Origin of the sequence: Sphingosinicella sp. LHD-64 (assembly GCF_031157375.1) — a bacterium.
Taxonomy (GTDB): Bacteria; Pseudomonadota; Alphaproteobacteria; order Sphingomonadales; family Sphingomonadaceae; genus Allosphingosinicella.
Map to the genome: position 1 here is coordinate 1,246,081 of NZ_JAVIFV010000001.1, position 20,000 is coordinate 1,266,080.

Consider the following 20,000-nt stretch of genomic DNA (forward strand, 5'->3'; position numbering starts at 1 on the left):
TCGATATGAGCAGTATATTGCACAGTCAAGCGCGCCCCGAGGTGCTGGCGCATGTCGCCGAAAATGTCCGCGCCCGACGCCAGGCGCGGGGTCTCAGCCAGGCCGGGCTCTCCGAACTGTCCGGCATCAGCCGCCGGATGGTCATCGCGATCGAGACCGACGAGGCCAATGTCAGCCTGTCGACGCTCGATCGCCTCGCCGCGGCCCTGGGCTGCAGCCTTTCGGAGCTGGTCCGTCCGCCCGACGCGCCCGACAACCGCCGCATCGACAGCATCGCCTGGCGCGGCGCCGATCCGGAGAGCAAGGGCGTGCTGCTCGGCACGGCCCCGGCAACGCGCGAGGCGGAGCTCTGGCTCTGGTCGCTGGCGGAGGGCGAACGCTATCCGTCCGAGGCGGACTCCGAGAACTGGCACGAGATGCTGCTGGTGATCGAAGGCGTCCTCGTCGTCGAGGCCGCCGACGGCCGGCACGAAATCGGCGCCGGCGACTTCCTGATCTTCAGCAGCGCACAGCCCTATGTCTTCGCCAACGGCGGCGGCGGCACGGTGCGCTTCGTGCGCAACGTGATCCTCTAGCGCCGGCGATCCGCGGACGTCTCGCGCACCGCGCGGAATTCCGAGCCGTCGCGCCATTGCGGCCATTCGGCCGTGGTCGCGAGGTGGCGGGCGATGCGGTAGGCGAGCGACACGTCCTGCGCGGCGCCGCGCAAGTCCCAGTCGGGTCGCCATTCGTCGCAAGGCTGGTGGTAGCAATTGGCGGTGAACTCGCTGACCCAGCGGTCGCCCGCCGCGCGCCCGCCGTTGACCAGGTCGGCGCCGCCGCCCAGGGCCATCAGCAGCAGCACCGGCACGCCGCGCTTGGCGAAGGGGAAATGGTCGGCGCGGTAGAACAGGCCGCGCTGCGGCTGCGCATCCGGCGTCACCGTCCGGCCCTGCTCCCGCGCGAAGCGCGCCATCAGGTCCTCGAGGCTCGACTGGCCCTGGCCGATCAGGATCACGTCGCGCGCCGCGCCGGCGCTCTGCAGCGTGTCGAGCGCGAGGCTCGCGACCATCGTCTCGGCGGGATAGATCGGGTTGGCGGCGAAATATTCGGAGCCGAGCAGTCCGCGCTCCTCGCCGGTCCAGGCGGCGAACAGCAAGGTGCGGTCCGGCCGCGGCCCGGCGGCGAAGTGGCGGGCGATCTCCAGCACGCCGGCGATCCCCACCGCATCGTCATGCGCGCCGTTGCGGATCGTGTCGCCGCGCGCATCGGCCGGGCCGATGCCGTAGGCGTCCCAGTGGCCGGCAAGCATGATCGTCTCGTTCGGCCGCCGCGCGCCGGGGAGGCGGGCGATGACATTGTGGCTCTCGACCCGCTCGACCGTAACCGGCAGGTCGGTGGAGAAGGTCGCACCGAGATCGATCGGCCGGAAGCTACCGGAGCGTGCCTGACGTTTGACCGCTTCGAAATCCTGCCCCGCGCGGCGCAGCAGGTCTGCAGCAATCTCGCGCTGGATCCACCCCTGCAGCAGCACCGGCGGGCGGGCGCCTTCGGCCAACACCACGCTGTAATTCTCGCCCGCGGGCGCCTGGACGGTGTTCCAGCCATAGCCGGCGCCTTCGGTCTCGTGGACGACGAGCGCGCCGATCGCGCCGCGCCGGGCGGCCTCTTCGAACTTGTAGGTCCAGCGGCCGTAATAGGTCATCGCCCGTCCGCCGAAGCGGCCCGCGACCGGATCACCCTCGGCAGCCTCGAAATCGGGATCGTTGACCAGGAAGACGGCGATCTTGCCGCTGAGGTCGACGTCGCCGAAATCGTCCCAGCTCCGCTCCGGCGCGGTGATGCCGTAGCCGACGAACACCATCGGCGCGTCGGCGATGCGCACGTTCTGCGTCTCGCGGGCGGTGTTCACGTAGATGTCGCGCGGCGATTGCAGCGTCAGCGCCTCGCCATGCGAAGACACCGTGAAGCTTGCGGGCGACCGGACCTGGGTGTGGACGAGCGGCACGCGCTGGGTCCAGCCGCCATTCTCGCCGCCCGGCTCCAGGCCGAGCGCGCGGAACTGCTCGGTGAGATACGCGATCGTCCGCGTCTCGCCCTCGGTGCCGGGGGCGCGGCCCTGCAGTTCGTCGGAGGCGAGCGCGCGGGTCCAGTCGGACAGGCGCTGCAGGTCGATCGGCGCATAGGATTCGGGCGATGCGGGGTCGGTCGCACCGGCCGGCGCCGCCAGCACCGCAAGCCCCGCCAGCACCACTGCCATCCACCGCATGCGCACCTCCTTCACCCGGCGGCGCTCATCGGCCGCTTTGGCGGTCGGCGCAAGCCGGATGGCGGAAAATTGACAGCCGATCATCGGCTGTTAGACCTCGCATCGCTCTTGCCGAAACGAAGGTGCCGATCCATGCGTCTGCCCGCTGCCCTCCTCGCCATTTCCCTCGCCGCTTTGGCCATGAACGCGCCGGCCCAGACCGCCGGGCCCGCCCTCACCTATCCCGAGACGACGCGCGGGACCGTGGTCGAGGAGCAGTTCGGCGAGCGGATCGCCGATCCCTATCGCTGGCTCGAGAACGATGTGCGCGAAGATGCGCAGGTCCGTGCCTGGGTGACGTCGCAGAACGAGGTCACCAACGCCTATCTCGCCACCCTGCCGGGCCGCGACGCCTTCCGCGCGCGGATGACGCAGATGTACGATTACGAGCGGTTCGGCTTGCCCGAGGAAGCCGGCGGCCATTATTTCTACACCCGCAACGACGGTCTGCAGAACCAGTCGGTCCTCTATGTCCGCGATGGCCTCAATGGCACGCCGCGGGTGCTGATCGACCCCAATGGCTGGTCGCAGGACGGCGCCACCGCGCTCGCCGAATGGTCGCCCTCGGAAGACGGCCGCCACCTCATCTATTCGGTGCAGGACGGCGGCACCGACTGGCGGACCGTGCGCGTGCTCGATGTCGCGACCGGCCAGCCCACCCAGGACGAGATCCGCTGGGTCAAATTCTCCAACATCGACTGGGCGAAGGACGGCTCCGGCTTCTATTATTCCCGCTTTCCCGAGCCGGCCCAGGGCGCACAGTTCCAGTCGTTGAACGAGAATCAGGCGGTCTACTTCCACCGTCTCGGCACGCCGCAGAGCGCAGACCGGCTGATCTACGCCACGCCGGATCATCCCCGCTACAATCACAACGCGCAGGTTTCGGACGACGGCCGCTGGCTGGTGATCTACACGTCGGAAGGCACCGACGCGCGCTACGACATCACCCTCGTCGACCTCACCGTGCCCAATGCCCGGCCGCAGCCCTACGTCATCGGGCGCGAGCATGACTGGACCTATGTCGGCAATCGCGGCACCACCTTCTACTGGCGGACGAACAGCGGCGCGGCGCGCCAGCGCATCGTCACTGCCGACATCACCCGTCCGGTCGCCGAGGCCCGCGAGATCGTGCCGGAGGACGCGGCGACGCTCGATGGCGCCTCGATCATCGGCGACCAGCTCGTCGCCGAATATCTCGTCGACGCGAAGAGCGAGGTTCGGACCTTTGACCTGAACGGCCGCCGCACCGGCGCCGTCGCCCTGCCCGGCATCGGTACCGCCACGGGCTTCCAGGGCCATGGCAGCAGCACCGAGACCTTCTATGCGTTTGCGAGCTACAACCGGCCGCCGACCGTCTACCGCTACGACAGCGCGACCGGCCAGAGCAGCGTCTTCGCCCAGACCGAGCTCGCCTTTGATCCGAACAATTACGAGGTCCGCCAGGTCTTCTTCAATTCGCGCGACGGAACACGGGTGCCGATGTTCCTCGTCCACCGCAGGGATCTCGATCGGGCGCGGCCGCAGCCGACCCTGCTCTACGGCTATGGCGGCTTCAACGTCTCCTCGACCCCGGCCTTCCAGCCGCGCTGGATGACCTGGGTCGACATGGGCGGCGTGCTCGCGGTCGCCAACATCCGCGGCGGCGGCGAATATGGTCAGGCCTGGCACGATGCCGGGCGGCGCGCCAACAAGCAGAACGTGTTCGACGACTTCATCGGCGCGGCCGAATATCTGATCCGCGAGGGCGTCACCTCGAACCGCAATCTTGCGATCGAGGGCCGCTCGAACGGCGGCCTTCTCGTCGGCGCGGTGGTCAATCAGCGGCCGGACCTGTTCGCCGCGGCGCTGCCCGGCGTCGGCGTCATGGACATGCTGCGCTTCGACCGGTTCACCGCGGGCCGCTACTGGGTCGACGATTACGGCTATCCGGACCGCGAGCCGGACTTCCGGATCCTGCGCGCCTATTCGCCCTATCACAACATCCGCGCGGGCGCGCCCTACCCGGCCGTGCTGGTCACGACCGCCGACACGGACGACCGCGTCGTGCCGGGGCACAGCTTCAAATATATCGCCGCGCTCCAGGCCGCCGATGCCGGCCCGCAGCCGCACCTCATCCGCATCGAGACGCGCGCCGGCCACGGCTCCGGCAAGCCGACCGACAAGCAGATCGAGGAATATAGCGACATGTACGCGTTCATCGCCCATTTCACAGGGCTGAACGTGCCGGCAGGCAGCACCACCGCCCCCTAAGCACCCGGCCGGCCAGGGCTATCGGACCGAAGGCGTTTACAAGGCGCTGACTTCCGGTCGGCTTTGATGCTACGGGCGTTGCGCCGTGAGCGGACAAAGTCGGCATAGACGCGCATGAACGCGCCCATCTCGATCGTAGCGGAACGCGAGACGCTGCTTGCCGAGCGCCGACGCGCGACCTTGGTCCTCATCGGTCTGTTCTGGCTGTTCGCGTTCGTCGTCCTGTCGCTGCGCGCCGCCTTTGTCGATACGATACCGTTCGAGGTGATGGCGCCGCGCCGCTTCGTCTACGCCTGCTTCGGCACGCTGATGTGCGTCGGCATGGTCTATGCCCTGGATCGGTTGCATGGCAGCACCTTTTCCCGGCGAGTCCTCTGGGGCGTTGCCGGCGCGATCCTGATGGCGGTCGTCCAGTCGCTGTTCAACAACGTCATCGTGCGAGAGCTGTTTCCCATCCCGGGCATCGCACCGATGAGCGTCAGCATTTTCGTGCAGTGGATGGTGGTCTGGCTGGGTTATTTCCTCGCCTGGACCGGCACCCACCTCGCGCTCACCTATCACTGGGATGCGCAGGACCAGCAGATGCGCACCGCCGCGATGCGCGAGCTCGCCCAGGAAGCGCGGATCGCGGCCCTGCGTTACCAGGTGAACCCGCATTTCCTGTTCAATGCATTGAACTCGATCTCCTCTCTCGTTCTGGAGCGGCGCAATGAGGAAGCGGAGGTGATGCTGCTCAACCTCGCCGCCTTTCTTCATTCCACGCTTGCCGCCGATCGCGAGGGGACGATCGGCCTCGACGAGGAGATCGCTCTCCAGCGACGCTATCTCGACATCGAGGCGGCGCGATTCTCCGAGCGGATGAAGGTGACGATCGAGGTGCCCGAAGCCCTGGCCCATGCCCGCGTGCCGACCCTGATCCTGCAACCGCTGATCGAGAATGCGGTGCGCCATGGCGTCGACCGGTCCGAGCAGATCACCACGATCCGCATCGTCGCGGCGGCGGATCGCGGCCAGCTTCGCCTTGTGGTGGAAGACGATGGCGAGGGCGATGGGCCGTCCCGCCGCGGCACCGGCCTCGGCCTCGCGAATGTCGGCGAGCGGCTCCAGGCCCATTTCGGCGATCACGGTCGACTGACCGCCGGCCCGCTCTCTCCTTCCGGCTATCGCGCTGCCATCGAGCTGCCGCTGGAGCTGGCGGCATGAGCCGGCTGCGTGCGCTGATCGTCGACGACGAGCCGCTCGCGGTCCGGCGCCTCGCCCATTCCCTCGCCGCATTCGACGACATCGAGGTGGTCGATTGCACGACCAGCGCGCGCCGCGCCGTGCAGCTCATCGACGAGCACAATCCCGATATCGTCTTCCTCGATATCGCGATGCCGGGTCTTGGCGGGTTCGACGTCGCCGCGCGTGTCCCGGCACGGCTCCGACCCGCGATCATCTTCGTCACCGCCTATGACCGCTACGCGGTACGCGCCTTCGACACCGACGCCGCCGACTATCTGATGAAGCCGGTCGCGCCCGACCGACTCGCCGCGGCACTGGAGAAGGCGCGTACCTGGTTGCGCGGCCGGCGCTCCGTCGCCTCCGAAAGCGCCGACAAACTGGGCGCGCAGGACAGTCTCTGGGTGCATCGGCGCGGTGAGTTCATTCGCGTTCCGATCGGCGGAATCGAATGGATCGAGGCGGAGGGCGACTATGTGCGCCTCCATGCCGACAATGGCGGCGGCCTGATGCGCGAGACCCTGACCCATCTGGCCGATCGGCTTGACCCGAACGAGTTCATCCGCGTCCATCGCTCCGCCATCTGCCGGACGCGCGCGATCACCGGTCTCAGGCGCAAGGCGACCGGCGCCTTGACCGTCCAGCTCGTGAGTGGCGGTGAAGCGCCCGTCGGCCGCCGCTACGTCAGCGGACTGCGCGCGCTCCTGACGAAGGTACGCGGCATTGCCGACGAGGGCAGAGCGCTGCCGGATTTGTGACGTTCGTCGCGCCCGGCTGACACCGGTCGCTCTCCGGCTGAATCCTCCAACCTGCAGGCTTAACCGAAGATAACCGGATGACGACGCAGCCAACCGTCGTCTACGGGTGTTCGAGCCGAAACGGCTCGGCGTCCAGCCGCGTGACTTTCACGTCCCCGACGGTCGGGCCGCGTTGTATTGCGATCCGTCCGTTTCCGGCCCCGTCCAATAAATCCCCCCGGACGGGGCCGGGATCCGGTTCATGTCAGGCTCAGCCTTTAAGGATTATGGCGAGATTGGGGCGAACTCCGTGCTGAGTCCGCCACGATGTCGCAAGGAGCCCGTATCATGCTCAAGACTCTCATCTTCGGCGCCGCAGCGTCGGTGACGGCGCTGATCGCGCTGCCCGCGGCGGCCGAGGCCCAATATTATGGCGACGGCTATTACGGTCGTGGCTACTACGACCGCGGTTACTACGATCGCGGCTATTATCGCGACTACCCCCGCCGCTACCGGCGCGGCGACTATTATGGCGGCTACCGCGGCTATCGCGGCCGGCGCTATTATCGCGATCGCGGCTATTACGGCCGCGGCTACGGCTATTATGACCGCGGCTATTATGGCCGGCGCTATCGCTGCGGGAGCGGCACGACCGGCGCGATCATCGGCGGCGCCACCGGGGCGTTGCTCGGACGCGAGATCGGACGCGGCGGGCGCTATGGCCGTTACGGCTACCGCCGTGGCGGCAGCGGCACGACCGGCGCGATCATCGGCGGTGCCGTCGGCGCACTCGTCGGGCGCGAGATCGACCGCGGCTGCTGAGCCTCTAGTCTAGACAAAAGAAAGGCCCGGCTGAGCATTTGCTCGGCCGGGCCCTTTTTCCAGGCGTTGGCTCCATGGCCGACGCGACTTCCGGCTCGCCGGGACAGTCTACGACCAATCGACATTCAGCATGAAACTCCCTCTCCCCAGCGGGGAGAGGGTTGGGGTGAGGGGGTTCTGCCTCCGAGAATAGTCCCAAATGCCCGACACCCTCACCCTGCCCTCTCCCTCAAGGGAGAGGGTACAAAACTGAATGTCGATCCGTCCTAGGCGTCGGCGCCCAGGCCGGCGGCAAGCTCCTCGAGCTGATCGGCGCAAAGGCCCCAGCCTTCCTGGAAGCCCATTTTCTCGTGGGTCTCGCGGTCCGCCGCGTTCCGGTGCAGTGCAACGGCGCGGTAGAAGGTCTTGCCGTCGCCCGCATCGGCGAAGGTGATGACCGCAGTCATCGGAAAGGATTCGCAGCCCTCACCCATCTCGGCCGGGCGATATTCGGGCGAAAGCGCGTTCGTCCAAACGAGCTTCTCGCCCTCCACCACTTCGAGCACGCAGCCGGGATTGCCGTGGCCGGTGTCGAAGCCGTCCGGGCCCACCATGCGCAGGCGGAAGATGCCCCCCGGACGCAGGTCCAGCTCCATCTCGCTGATCTCGTAGGGCTTCGGCGCGAACCAGCGCTTGAGATGCTCCGGATCGGTCCAGGCCTTCCAGACCAAGTCGCGCGGGGCGTTGAGGGTGCGTTCCAGCACCAGGTCGATTTGCTCACTCATGTTTCTCTCCGTCGTCTTGCAGGGTTGCGAGATAATCTTCGAGCCGGTCGGCGCTGGCTTCCCAGTTCGAACGCTGCTCGGTGAACCAGTTCTCGGCAGCATTCATCGCCGCGGGCTCGATCGAGACTGTGCGCACCCTCCCTTGCTTTGCCGAGCTGACCAGTCCGCTCGCCTCCAGCGCCTGCAGGTGCTGGAGTACGGCCGGAAGGCTCATCGGCAAAGGCCGGGCGAGATCGCTTACCGATGCGGGGCCACGGCTCAGCCGGGCCAGGATGCCGCGCCGGGTCGGATCGGCGAGGGCCTGGAATGTCCGGTCGAGCAGGGCCGAATCGTTAAGCATGAGCTTAAGTATTGCGAGTCGGCGACCCTGTCAACAAAGCTTTAGCCGTCGCTTAACTTTTGGCTCACAGCCCCTCGCATGCCGCTACGTGCCGAGGGGGCGACCGGCAATTACCGCTCGGGTAGGATTGTGGTCGCGCTAGCGCGGGCAGGTCGTGGCCGGACCCGGGTCGAGATCCAGGCAGCGCCCGTCGACGGAACCCGGCGCGAGCGGCAGGCCGATCAGCCCGGCGAGGGTCGGCATGATGTCGACCGTCTCGACGCTGAGCGGCTGCTCGAACGCGGTCATGCCGCGCCGCCAGAACAGGATCGGCACCCGCCGGTCATAGTCCCAGACGCTGCCGTGCGTGGCGATCGATCCGGTCGCGCCCACCGTCGGGATCGGCGTCACCCGGGGCTTCAGCACCACATAGAAGTCGCCCGAGCGTTCGGCGTCGAACGAGGCGCGGATCCGCTGCAGCACACTCCACGTATCAGGCGGCCCGGCCGGCGCGGGGGCCGCTTCAATCTCCACGCGGGTGAACACCGCAGCGACGTGCGGATGGGCGCGATAGGCCTGAACCGCCTCGTCGAGCACACGCCGGCGATCGGCCTCGGCCAGCGCGCGATCGACGTAGAAATCGCCGAACACCGAGTCGCCATAGATCAGCTGGCCGGGAAGCCCCAGCCGTTGCCCGATCGCCGGGCCCATGACCCGCGCCCTGAGGTCCGCATCGGCACGCTCCGCCTGCCCGCCTGCCTGTTCGCGCACCCGCTCCGGCAGGTCATGCCCGCCATGATCGGCGGTGAGCACGACGGCATAGTCGATGCCTTGCGTGTCCAGCCGGTCGAAGAAGCCGCCGAGCATCCGGTCGAGCGCCAGCAGCTGGATGCACATCTCGCTGCCCTGGGTGCCGAAGCGATGGCCGACATAGTCGGTCGCCGAGAGGCCGACGATCAGCAGGTCGGTCCCCGCACCCTGGCCGAGCCGCATCTCGCCGCTTATGCCTTCGGCGAGGCCGAGCACGATCTCGTCATATTCGGGCGAATCGAGCAACGCCTCGCCATCGCCGGCGGCGTGGCCGAAACGTCCGTCGCCCACGGTCCGGCCGGCCGGGCCCACCGGCACGGCACGGCTGCGCGGCTGGCACGGCGCGGGCAGCGCCATGGGCGGCGCGGTCTCGGCCAGCCGCCGCGCAATATCCTGATTCGCCGATGCCACCGCGGCTGGGGCCGGGGTTTCGCGGTCGCTGACGAAGCGGGTGCCGCTGCGGAACCAGCGCTGGGTGGGGTTGTGCCCGCTCATCATGATCGCCGCGCGGTCCTTGCCGGCGACCGCGACGACGCGGCTGCGCGGATCGCGCCGGCGCATCAGATCGCCGAGGGTGGGCACGCGCAGGTGGACACCCGACGGCGTGTAATCCTCGGAATTGCTCCCCGGTACGCGCTCATCTTCGGCACAGTAAATGAGCTTGTCGGGCCGCTCCGTCCCGAGATCGAACCAGTTGTTGGCGATGATCCCGGTTCGCGCCGGCCGCGCGCCGGTGAGGATCGTCGAATGGCCCGGGCAGGTCTCGGTCGCGGCATGGGACTGGAAGCCGGCGGGAAACACCGCCCCCTCGCTCAGCCGCCTGAGACCACCGGTGAAATACTGGCGGTACTCGGCGAACAGATCGCCGGAAAACTGATCCACCGAAATGGCGACGATCAGCTTCGGCGGGTTCCGCGGCGCCTGGGCAACGGCGGCGGCACTGGCCGCCAACACCAAAGCGGCGGCGAAAAGCTTGAGCTTCATGGACTCCCTTCCCGGACCTCTTGACGGCGCCTTTGCCACGTTCGTGTGACGATTCAAGTGCGCTTGCCAGATGCCACGACCCTGCCTATCGGCTGCCCATGACAGTCCAGCCCGCCGATTCCATCCTCATCGTCGACTTCGGAAGCCAGGTGACGCAGCTCATCGCGCGGCGCGTGCGCGAGGCCGGCGTCTACAGCGAGATCGCCCCGTTCAGCCACGCCGCCGAGGCGTTCGAGCGCCTCAGGCCGAAGGGCATCATCCTCTCCGGCGGCCCCTCCTCGGTGATGTGGGACGACAGCCCGCGCGCGCCGCAGCATTTCTTCGACGCGGGCCTGCCGATCCTCGCGATCTGCTACGGCCAGCAGACGATGGCGCATCAGCTCGGCGGTCGCGTCGCGCCGTCCGACAATCGCGAGTTCGGCCGCGCCTTCATCGAGATCACCGGCGAGAGCATGCTGTTCGACGGCCTGTGGAAACAGGGCGAGGTCCACCAGGTCTGGATGAGCCACGGCGACCGGGTCGAGGCGCTGCCCGAGGGCTTCAGCGTCGTCGCTGCGTCGGAAGGCGCGCCCTATGCCATTGCCACCGACGAAAAGCGCCGCTTCTTCAGCCTGATGTTCCACCCGGAGGTGGTCCACACACCGGACGGCGGCAAGCTGCTTGCCAATTTCGTCCGCCACGTCTGCGGCCTGCCCGGCGACTGGACGATGGCCGAATATCGCCAGACCAAGATCGCCGACATCCGCGCGCAGGTCGGCGACGGGCGAGTCATCTGCGGCCTGTCCGGCGGCGTCGACAGCGCCGTCGCCGCGGTGCTGATCCACGAGGCGATCGGCAGCCAGCTCACCTGCGTCTTCGTCGACCACGGCCTGATGCGCGCCAACGAGGCCGAGCAGGTCGTGAGCCTGTTCCGCAACAGCTACAACATTCCGCTCGTCCACGTCGAAGCCGAGCAGCTCTTCCTCTCCGGCCTCAAGGGCGTCGACGACCCCGAGGCCAAGCGAAAGTTCATCGGCAAGACCTTCATCGACGTGTTCGAGGCGGAGGCGCAGAAGATCGGCGGCGCCGATTTCCTCGCCCAGGGCACGCTCTATCCCGACGTGATCGAGAGCGTCAGCTTCACGGGCGGGCCGTCCGTGACGATCAAGAGCCACCACAATGTCGGCGGCCTCCCCGAGCGCATGAACATGCAGCTCGTCGAACCCTTGCGCGAACTCTTCAAGGACGAGGTCCGTGCGCTCGGGCGCGAGCTCGGCCTCCCCGAAGCCTTCGTCGCCCGCCACCCCTTCCCCGGCCCCGGCCTCGCCATCCGCATTCCGGGCGAGGTGACGCGCGAGAAATGCGACATCCTCAGGAGGGCCGACACGATCTATCTCGAGGAAATCCGCAACGCCGGCCTCTACGACGCGATCTGGCAGGCCTTCGCCGTGCTGCTCCCCGTCCGCACCGTCGGCGTGATGGGCGATCATCGCACCTACGACCATGTCTGCGCCCTGCGCGCCGTCACATCGACCGACGGCATGACCGCCGACATCTATCCCTTCGACGCCGCCTTCCTGAGCCGAGTGGCGACACGGATCGTCAACGAGGTGCGGGGGATCAACCGGGTCGTCTACGACTATACGTCGAAGCCGCCCGGCACGATCGAGTGGGAATGACCGGCTAGACCGGGACGGTCGCAGGCGCCGCGAGGGCAGAGGCCAGCACCTCGACGAGACCGCGGCCGGCGCTGCCATCCGCGTCGAGATTCGGGTTGTAGATCGTGATCTCGATCCCGACCGCCTCTTCGCTCGCCAGCGCGATCGCGAGCGCCGCTGCCAGCTCGTCCCAGGACAGACCGTAGGGCACGCGGAAATCAACGGCGGGCATGATCGCATCGTCCAGGCAGTCGGCATCGACGTGGATGAAGAAGCCGTCGAGCTCTTCTCGTGTCAGATGGGCGACCGCCGCGTGCGCCGCAGCCTCCACGCCCAAGCGACGGATCGCGGGAAGATCATAGCTGCGCAGCTCGGCTGGCAAGGGCTGGCTGCCGAACTCGGCCTGGTCCTCATGGTCACGGAAGGCGAACGCGACGCTGTCGCTCGCCCGCACCAGGGGGCGACGCCCCTCCAGATCGGTGAGCAGCGGCGGCCCGTAACCGGTCGCGAACGCGAGATCCATCGACGCGCCCTCGCCATTGGGCTCGGCCTCCGGCTGGAAGAAGTCGGCGTTGCCGTCGATGAAGAGCAGGCCATAACGGCCGCGCCGGCGCAGCGCGAGCATGGAGCCCAGCACGATCGTGCAGTCGCCGCCCAGCACCACCGGGAACTCGCCGGCATCGAGCACCGCTTCCACCGCATCGGCAAGCACCGGCGACCAGGCGGCGATCGCCCCGGCATTCAGCGTCAGGGTGTCGGGATCAGGCGTCGGATTCTTGGGAGGGGTGGCGAGCCGCCCGGCGCGGCGCGCCCCGATCCGGTCGGCGAGGCCGAGTTCCAACAGCCGCTGCGGCAACCCCTCCACGCCGTCCGTCGCCAGCCCAAGCGTGGAGGGCGCCTCGACAATGACATAGCGGCGGTTCGGCATGGCGGTTCCTGCAGCCTTCGAACCGGCTCGGCGCCGCATTGTTCCTGATCACCGGAAAGTCAGCCTCTGCTGGCCGTCGCCGTCACGGCTCCGCGTGCATCTTCTGGTACAGGTTCGGCGCCATTCCGAACCGGCGCGTGAAGACCTTGCTGAAACGCGCCGTCGGGGACAGTCCCACCTGGGCCGCCACCGCCTTGATCGGCAGGCCGCGTGAAAGCAGCATCCGCGCGGCATCGAGACGGATATTCTCCACATAGCGTGCCGGCGACATGCCCATCGCGGCCATGAACTTGCGATGGAAGCTGCGCTCGCTCAGCCCCGCCTGCGCCGCGAGAGTGGCAACATCGAGGACGCCGTCCAGATTGGCCTGGATCCAGTCGGCCAAGGCGCCGAACGGATGATCGGCCCGCGCCTGGGCGCGCAGCAGCGGGCTGAACTGCGACTGGTGCCCCGGACGGCGGGCATAGAGGACGAGCCCGCGCGCGACCATATTGGCAATGTCCACGCCCACGTCACGGGCAATCATGGCGAGCGCGAGATCGATCCCGGCGGTGACGCCGGCCGACGTCCAGAGACTGTCGTCCACCACGAACAGGGCATCCGGATCGACATCGACGGCAGGGAAGCTTCGCGTCAGCAAGTCGCACGCTTCCCAATGCGTGGTCACCCGCCGGCCGTCGATCAGGCCCAGTTCGGCGAGGATGAACGTGCCGGTACAGATGGACCCGAAGCGCGCCGCGGCGCTGGCGCAACGGATCACCCATTGCGCGACATCCGGTGCGATCGCGAGCCGGGCGAGGTCCGACGTATGACCGCCTGTCACAAGGAGCGTGTCGATCCGATCGGGCGGAATCTCGGCGACGGCGCGTGAGTGCAGCTGGAGGATGCTGCAGCTCTGCAAGGGGCCTCCCTCCGGAGACGCCAGCTCGACGGAATAGGCCGGCTTCCTGCCGGTCAGCTCCAGGGCGTAGTTGGCGGAGGCAAAGACCGAGGCCGGGCCGGTCACATCGAGCAGCTCGAAGTCGGGCAGGGCCAACAGCACGATCTTGTGGGGCATTGGCAGATAATGACAATCTTTTGTCATTTTCGCCAGAGCGGGCCGCGGCTACTGATTTCGGCCCCAACCACCGAGATCTTCCAATGAGCACCTCGAAATCACCATCCTAAGGATTAGCGTTGACTAATGAATTAGTCGTTGCTAATGATTCGTCTCATGATCGGAGGCATTCCCATCGACACCGTCATGCGCGCCCTCGGCGATCCGACGCGCCGTGCGGTGTTCGAGCGGATTTCCCGGGTCGACGAGATCACCGTGGTCGAGCTGACGCGGGGCAGCGGCGTGACGCAGGGCGCCGTATCCCAGCATCTCAAGGCCTTGAAGCGCGCCGGCCTGGTCGCCGAGCGCCCGGCGGGCCGCAACGTCTATTACCGCGCCAGGCCGGAGGGCCTCGCCCCGCTGTTCGATTGGCTGAGCCATTATGACGGCTTCTGGCGTGAACGCTTCGCCAACCTGCGCACGCTTCTGAAGGAGATCGATCCGTGAACCACGGTCCAATGCATTCCGGTACTGAGGAGATCGTGGTCGACGAGGTCTTCCCGCATGCGCCCGAGACGATCTGGAAAACGCTGACCTCGGGCGAACTGATGGGCCGGTGGCTCGGCATGGCGCCGGCCGGATTCGAACCGGTGGTCGGCAACCGCTTCACCTACAGGACCAACCCCGCCGGCAAATGGGACGGCACCATCCGGTGCGAAGTGCTGGAAGTTATCCCGAACGAACGCTTCGCTTATTCCTGGAAGGGCGGGCACGAAGGCAATGTCGGCTACGGCTCGCTTCTCGATACGGTGGTGACGTTCACCCTTTCCAAAGTTGCCGAGGGAACACGCGTCCGCCTGTTTCATTCTGGCTTCGTCTTCCCGAGGAACGAGACGGCCTATCGGAACATGAGCGGCGGCTGGTCGCAGGTCGTTCCGCGCATCGGGACGCTCACGGACGAACAGGATTAGAGGCGACTGATGCGGGGGACGTTGAAATCGGAGATGCCGCCATGGAGCAGGAAAGCGGACCCCTGGAGCACCACCCGCCCGTCGTCTCGCGAGATGAGTGGAAAGCCGCTGGGGGCCAATCACTCGCGAAGGAAAAGAGCCACACCCGTGCCGGTTATGTCCAGGCCACTGAGCGCCGGCGGACGCCGTGGTTCAACCATACCGCAGCTCTGAATGACTGTCGGTCTTGGCGCAAGTCGAGAGACGGCCCGCAAGCTGTGAACCAAACGCACACCTGCCTCCATAACATGCGCATATGTCAGTCAGCGGTTCGACGCCATTTTGGACACATGGCCTGTCAGGGGACTCGCCCGATTGTCTCTTCTTTTCTGGGATCAGGGCCTCACGCGCTTCGATCACCGCGACCAGGCCCCTCGACGAAATCCCAATGATGCGACGGGGGACGTGAGTGGCAGGAGCAATAGCTATGGGAAAAGACACGCATTTGCGCGACGAAGCATTGGGGAACCACCCGCCCGTCGTCCCGCGGGACGAATGGAAAGCCGCGTGGGACCAGCTGCTCGTCAAGGAAAAGGCCCACACGCGCGCCGGCGACGCCCTGGCCGCCGAGCGCCGGCGAATGCCATGGCTTGCAGTGGAGAAGGACTACGAATTCATCGGCCTCGACGGCAAGCTGAGCCTGCTCGATCTGTTCGGCGGCCGCCGTCAATTGATCGTCTACCGCGCCTTCTTCGAGCCCGGCGTGTTCGGCTGGCCCGAACATGCCTGCCGGGGCTGCTCCCAGATCGCCGATCAGGTGGGCCACCCCGCTCATCTCAACGCGCGCGACACCAGCTTCGCGTTCGTCTCGCGCGCGCCGCAGGCGGACATCGCGCGGGTGAAGGCGCGGATGGGCTGGGAGCATATCCCCTGGTACACCCTGACCGACGATTTCGATGCCGATTTCGACGTGGACGAATGGCATGGGACGAACGCCTTCATCCGCGACGGCGACCGCGTGTTCCGCACCTATTTCGTCAACTGGCGCGGCGACGAGACGATGGGGCCCACCTGGGCCTATCTCGACATCACCGCGCTCGGCCGCCAGGAGGCGTGGGAGGACTCGCCGGAAGGCTATCCGCAAACCCCGCCGTACAAGTGGATAAACTGGCACGACAACTATGTCGCTGGCGCCACACCCGACCCGAAATGGGTCGAGATATCCGAGGCGGGACAGGCGGCGTGGGAGAAACCCGACCAAGCCTAGTTGCCGGGTCCGGCAGAAGTGGAAAGCCCATGCGCGATGCCGGCGAACCGGGGAGGTCGAAGAATCCAGAGTGATGCGGTGGGGTCTCTTGAACGACAGGAGCAACAGCCATGGAACATGATACGCTCTCGCGTGACGAAGCGCTGAAGAATCGACCACCGACCGTATCGGCCGAGGAATGGGAGGCAGCGTACCAGCGGTTGCGCGCGAAGGAAAAAGCCGTGATGCGCGAACGCGATGCGCTGGCCGCCGAGCGGCGGCGGATGCCATGGCTGGCCGTCGAGAAGGACTATGCGTTCATCGGCCCCGACGGCAAGATGAGCCTGCTCGATCTGTTCGACGGCCGCCGGCAGCTGATCGTCTACCGCGCATTCATGGAGCCCGGCACAGGGAAATGGCCCGAGCATGGCTGCATCGGCTGCTCCCTGATTGCCGATCAGGTCGCCCACCCAGCGCATATCAACGCCCGCGATACGAGCCTCGCGTTCGTCTCGCGCGTAGCGCAGGCGGACCTCGGTCGCATGAAAGCGCAGATGGGCTGGGAGCACATCCCCTGGTACACGCTGACCGACGATTTCGATGCCGACTTCGGGGTGGATGAATGGCACGGCACGAACGCCTTCATCCGGGAGGGCGACAAGGTGTTCCGCACCTATTTCATCAACGGTCGCGGCGACGAGCAGATGGGCAACCCCTGGAACTATCTCGATATGACCGCGCTCGGACGCCAGGAGGAGTGGGAAGACTCGCCGGAGGGCTATCCTCAGACACCCCCCTACGGCTGGTGGGTCTGGCATGACGACCTCGACACGGATCCTGGCCGAGAGTGACAGATCGAGAGGCCGGCGTGGCGGCGTACCGGCACCGCGGCGACGCACAGCCACGGGAGCAAGAGCATGAGCGAATATCCTATCGCCGAGCGGGCCGCCGCCTGGCTGAGCCTCGCGGCGGCACCGGCCTTCGCGGCCATGGCGCTGGTGACGGCCACGCACGGCGGCGGCCCGGCGGACATCCTGTGTTCGGCCGCGCACGGTTCCTCGCCGTTCGGCGGCATGGTGCCGATGTATGTCCTGATGAGTGTCTTCCATGCGCCGCCCTGGCTCAAGCTGATCTCCAGGTGGCGCGATCGTCGCCTCACCGCATTCTGACGAAGGAAAGCAGATGACTGAACCCTATACCGGCGGCTGCGCCTGCGGCGCCGTGCGCTACGAAGTTTCGGGCGAGCCGATGATGATGAACGACTGCCAGTGCCGCAATTGCCAGCGCGAAAGTGGAACCGGCCACAGTTCCCATCTGACCTTCGTCGGCGCGCCCGTGCAGGTCACCGGCGAGGCCAGTCTGCGGACGACCGCCGGAGAGGAGGGAACCCGCAAGAGCCGCGCCTTCTGCCCGACGTGCGGCGCGCCGGTCTTTATCGCCTTCCCCGACATGCCGGAGGTGTTTGTCGCCAGCGCGGGGAGTCTCGACGATCCTGCCCGCTACAAGCCGCAGCTCGTCATGTGGACAGCGGCCGGCCATGCCTGGGACCATATCGATCCGGCACTGCCCCGGTTCGAGAAGATGCCGCCGCCACCGCAACAGGACGTCACGTAGGACGGATTGCCGAACCGCGTGCGAGCCGCTTCAATTCCTCGAGGAGAGACGCATGAACGACGTCACGACCAACGACCGCGCCGCCCCCGAGGTGGTCGATCGCGCCACCTTCCAGGCTGAACTGGACGCATTGCGGATTCGGGAGAAGGAACACATGCGCGAAGGCGACGTCATCGCGGCCGCCCGCCGGCGGCTGCCCATGGTGGCGGTCGACGGAGCGACGCCCCTTGTCGGCCCGCAAGGCCCGCTGACGCTGCTCGATGCCTTCGAGGGCCGGCGGCTGCTCGTCGCCTATTATTTCATGTGGTTCCCCGGCCGTCCGGCCGCCAATCAGTGCGAGGGATGTACTTGGTTCACGACCCAGGTCCGCGAGCTGTCCCATCTCCACAGCCGCGACGTGACCTACGCGACGTTCTGCCAGGGTCCCTACGAGGAAAGCGTCCGCTATCGCGACTTCATGGGCTGGACGATGCCCTGGTACTCGGCCCAGGAGTCGCTCGACACGCTTCTCGCCGGTCGCCGGATCGGCATGATGCACCTCGTCTGCTACCTGCGGCAGGGGTCGGATGTGTTCGAGACCTACTGGACGTGGATGCGCGGCGTCGAGGCGATGGACAACAGCTATCGCCTGCTCGACCTGACCGTCTACGGCCGGCAGGAAGACTGGGAAGATTCGCCCGCCAGCTGGCCACAATATTGGGGCGAAACCAACCATCCGTTCCGTCGCGACGGCCGCCCCCTCTCCCAATGGCCCCGCCTGGAGGCCGGACATTCCGACGACCTGCACAAAGGCAGCCGCTGATCCTGCTGGCCCTCGACGAATCCGGGTTGCCGCCGTATCGCGAGACGAAGCCAACGCACGAGGTCCAGGCCATGACGGAAGAAAATCCCGGTCGATCCGCCTGGACCGCCATCCCGATCCTGCGCATCTTTTCCGAGGAGAAGGCGCGGGAATTCTATGTCGATTTCCTCGGCTTCTCGATCGACTGGGAGCATCGCTTCGGCCCCGGCATGCCGCTCTACATGCAGGTCTCGCGCGATGGGCTGCGCCTGCATCTCAGCGAGCATCACGGCGACGCGACGCCGGGCTCCACCGTGTTCGTGTGGATGCAGGGGATCGAGGAGTTCCACCGCGCCCTGATGGCGAAGAACTATGGCTACAACCGCCCGGGTCTCGAGCAGGCCGAATGGGACGCGCGGCTGGTGACGGCGCACGACCCCTTCGGCAACAGCATCCGCTTCTCTGAGCCCAACGAGGGCGGCGACGCGCGGGATCGCTGATGGCGCCCGTCCACGTCGATCCCGACAAGGTCCATGAATTCGCCGACGCGGCGAGCTTCTACGCGTGGCTCGGCGTGCATCATGCCACCGAAAGTGAAGTGTGGATCAAGATCCACAAGGTGAAATCGGGCCTCAGGTCGATCACGCCCGAGGAGGCGATCCAGGTCGTGCTCTGCTGGGGCTGGATCGACGCCATCCGCAAGGGCTTCGACGAGAAGAGCTTTCTCCAGCGCTACACGCCACGCGGGCCGAAGAGCGTCTGGAGCCGCATCAACGTCGAGAATGTCGCCCGGCTGATCGCCGACGGCCGGATGACCGCGCACGGCCTCAAGGCGGTCGAGGCGGCCAAGGCCGACGGCCGCTGGGATCGCGCCTATGGCGGCAGCCAGACGATGCCGATCCCGCCCGATCTGCAAGCCGCGATCGACGCCGAGCCCGCGGCAAAGACGATGCTGACCAAGCTGAACGCAAAAAATCGCTTCGCCCTCGCCTTCCGGCTCCACAACATCAAGACCGAAGCCGGCCGGAAGAAGAAGATCGCGACCTTCGTCAACATGCTGAAACGCGGCGAGATGATCCATCCGCAGCGCAACGTGTGAGATCGGTCGGCTCGCCGCCAAACCGGTCGCGGCGGCGGGTCGACAGGAACCGAGTCTGCGCTCGTACATTCCTGCGTGCAGTATGAAGCCGCGGATATCCGTCCTGACCCTGGCCGTCGCCGATCTCGAGCGCGCCGTTGGCTTCTATCGCGACGGCCTCGGCCTGCCGACGGAGGGCATCGTCGGCCGCGAGTTCGAGCATGGCGCGGTTGCCTTCTTCGATCTTTCCGGCGGGCTGAAGCTCGCCGTCTGGGCGCAGGACGACCTCTCCCATGACAGCGGCCTTCCCAAGGCTGCAATCAGCCCCACATCCTTCTCGATCGGGCACAATGTCGCCCGCCGCGAAGAAGTGGACGAGGTGATCGCGCAGGCGCGTCAAGCCGGCGCCGAGATCGTGAAGTCGCCGCAGGATACCTTCTACGGCGGCTATGCCGCGTATTTCCGGGACCTCGACGGCCATCTCTGGGAGGTCGTCTGGAATCCCGCGAACCTCCCCGACGACGAACATGGCTGAG

Annotated in this window: 22 protein-coding genes; 16 read left to right on the forward strand and 6 right to left on the reverse strand. The window is 66.9% G+C overall.

What is annotated here, in order from left to right:
* Positions 1-5 precede the first annotated feature (5 nt).
* The gene (locus tag RCO27_RS05990) at positions 6-575 is read left to right on the forward strand and encodes an XRE family transcriptional regulator (protein ID WP_309001719.1); all 570 of its coding nucleotides are present in this window, start codon (positions 6-8) and stop codon (positions 573-575) included.
* Here the strand turns inward: RCO27_RS05990 and RCO27_RS05995 are convergent.
* Positions 572-2,248 (reverse strand): M28 family metallopeptidase, encoded by a 1,677-nt coding sequence (locus RCO27_RS05995; protein WP_309001720.1) that lies wholly within the window; start codon positions 2,246-2,248, stop codon positions 572-574. The genes RCO27_RS05990 and RCO27_RS05995 overlap by 4 nt on opposite strands.
* A 132-nt stretch (positions 2,249-2,380) precedes the next feature.
* On the opposite strand from RCO27_RS05995, the gene RCO27_RS06000 reads away from it, so the two are divergent.
* The 4 genes from RCO27_RS06000 to RCO27_RS06015 all read left to right on the forward strand — a co-directional run bounded on the left by RCO27_RS06000 (position 2,381) and on the right by RCO27_RS06015 (position 7,317).
* Positions 2,381-4,537, forward strand: coding sequence for a prolyl oligopeptidase family serine peptidase (locus RCO27_RS06000; protein WP_309001721.1), 2,157 nt, complete (start codon positions 2,381-2,383; stop codon positions 4,535-4,537).
* Positions 4,538-4,651: 114 nt separating this feature from the next.
* Entirely contained in the window at positions 4,652-5,740 is a 1,089-nt protein-coding gene (locus RCO27_RS06005) for a histidine kinase (protein ID WP_309001722.1), read from the forward strand.
* Complete coding sequence (locus RCO27_RS06010) at positions 5,737-6,516, forward strand: LytTR family DNA-binding domain-containing protein (RefSeq protein ID WP_309001723.1); 780 nt, start codon at positions 5,737-5,739, stop codon at positions 6,514-6,516. The genes RCO27_RS06005 and RCO27_RS06010 overlap by 4 nt, the downstream gene beginning before the upstream one ends.
* Positions 6,517-6,843: 327 nt before the next feature.
* Positions 6,844-7,317, forward strand: a complete 474-nt coding sequence (locus tag RCO27_RS06015) for a glycine zipper 2TM domain-containing protein (protein ID WP_309001724.1) — start codon at positions 6,844-6,846, stop codon at positions 7,315-7,317.
* A 266-nt stretch (positions 7,318-7,583) separates the two neighbouring features.
* Here the strand turns inward: RCO27_RS06015 and RCO27_RS06020 are convergent, their stop codons facing one another.
* From RCO27_RS06020 to RCO27_RS06030, 3 genes are all read right to left on the reverse strand, one after another.
* Positions 7,584-8,081: an SRPBCC family protein gene (locus RCO27_RS06020; RefSeq protein ID WP_309001725.1), complete on the reverse strand. Its 498-nt coding sequence runs from the start codon at positions 8,079-8,081 to the stop codon at positions 7,584-7,586.
* Entirely contained in the window at positions 8,074-8,421 is a 348-nt protein-coding gene (locus tag RCO27_RS06025; protein WP_309001726.1) for a metalloregulator ArsR/SmtB family transcription factor, read from the reverse strand. The genes RCO27_RS06020 and RCO27_RS06025 overlap by 8 nt, the downstream gene beginning before the upstream one ends.
* A gap of 138 nt (positions 8,422-8,559) precedes the next feature.
* Entirely contained in the window at positions 8,560-10,194 is a 1,635-nt protein-coding gene (locus RCO27_RS06030; protein WP_309001727.1) for an alkaline phosphatase family protein, read from the reverse strand.
* Between the two features lie 98 nt (positions 10,195-10,292).
* Here RCO27_RS06030 and guaA point away from each other — a divergent pair, with 98 nt between their 5' ends.
* Positions 10,293-11,852, forward strand: a complete 1,560-nt coding sequence (gene guaA, locus RCO27_RS06035) for a glutamine-hydrolyzing GMP synthase (protein WP_309001728.1) — start codon at positions 10,293-10,295, stop codon at positions 11,850-11,852.
* A gap of 4 nt (positions 11,853-11,856) precedes the next feature.
* On the opposite strand, the gene RCO27_RS06040 is transcribed toward guaA, so the two are convergent.
* Positions 11,857-12,759, reverse strand: coding sequence for an arginase family protein (locus RCO27_RS06040; protein ID WP_309001729.1), 903 nt, complete (start codon positions 12,757-12,759; stop codon positions 11,857-11,859).
* An 82-nt stretch (positions 12,760-12,841) separates the two neighbouring features.
* Positions 12,842-13,816, reverse strand: coding sequence for a helix-turn-helix domain-containing protein (locus tag RCO27_RS06045; RefSeq protein WP_309001730.1), 975 nt, complete (start codon positions 13,814-13,816; stop codon positions 12,842-12,844).
* A gap of 156 nt (positions 13,817-13,972) precedes the next feature.
* On the opposite strand from RCO27_RS06045, the gene RCO27_RS06050 reads away from it, so the two are divergent.
* From RCO27_RS06050 to RCO27_RS06095, 10 genes are all read left to right on the forward strand, one after another.
* Positions 13,973-14,302, forward strand: a complete 330-nt coding sequence (locus RCO27_RS06050; protein ID WP_309001731.1) for a metalloregulator ArsR/SmtB family transcription factor — start codon at positions 13,973-13,975, stop codon at positions 14,300-14,302.
* Positions 14,303-14,337: 35 nt separating this feature from the next.
* A complete protein-coding gene (locus RCO27_RS06055) occupies positions 14,338-14,766 on the forward strand; it encodes an SRPBCC domain-containing protein (RefSeq protein WP_309001732.1) in 429 nt (142 codons plus the stop codon).
* A 466-nt stretch (positions 14,767-15,232) separates the two neighbouring features.
* Entirely contained in the window at positions 15,233-16,012 is a 780-nt protein-coding gene (locus tag RCO27_RS06060; protein WP_309001733.1) for a DUF899 domain-containing protein, read from the forward strand.
* A 110-nt stretch (positions 16,013-16,122) separates the two neighbouring features.
* Positions 16,123-16,842, forward strand: coding sequence for a DUF899 domain-containing protein (locus RCO27_RS06065; protein ID WP_309001734.1), 720 nt, complete (start codon positions 16,123-16,125; stop codon positions 16,840-16,842).
* 66 nt (positions 16,843-16,908) lie between these two features.
* Entirely contained in the window at positions 16,909-17,160 is a 252-nt protein-coding gene (locus RCO27_RS06070; RefSeq protein ID WP_309001735.1) for a hypothetical protein, read from the forward strand.
* Positions 17,161-17,173: 13 nt separating this feature from the next.
* Positions 17,174-17,605: a GFA family protein gene (locus RCO27_RS06075; protein ID WP_309001736.1), complete on the forward strand. Its 432-nt coding sequence runs from the start codon at positions 17,174-17,176 to the stop codon at positions 17,603-17,605.
* A gap of 52 nt (positions 17,606-17,657) precedes the next feature.
* Positions 17,658-18,407 carry a DUF899 family protein gene (locus tag RCO27_RS06080; protein WP_309001737.1) on the forward strand — a complete coding sequence of 250 codons (750 nt, stop codon included), beginning with the start codon at positions 17,658-17,660 and terminating at the stop codon, positions 18,405-18,407.
* Between the two features lie 71 nt (positions 18,408-18,478).
* Positions 18,479-18,886: a glyoxalase superfamily protein gene (locus RCO27_RS06085; RefSeq protein ID WP_309001738.1), complete on the forward strand. Its 408-nt coding sequence runs from the start codon at positions 18,479-18,481 to the stop codon at positions 18,884-18,886.
* Positions 18,886-19,485: a YdeI/OmpD-associated family protein gene (locus RCO27_RS06090; RefSeq protein WP_309001739.1), complete on the forward strand. Its 600-nt coding sequence runs from the start codon at positions 18,886-18,888 to the stop codon at positions 19,483-19,485. The genes RCO27_RS06085 and RCO27_RS06090 overlap by 1 nt, the downstream gene beginning before the upstream one ends.
* 82 nt (positions 19,486-19,567) lie before the next feature.
* A complete protein-coding gene (locus RCO27_RS06095; RefSeq protein ID WP_309001740.1) occupies positions 19,568-19,999 on the forward strand; it encodes a VOC family protein in 432 nt (143 codons plus the stop codon).
* Position 20,000 lies beyond the last annotated feature (1 nt).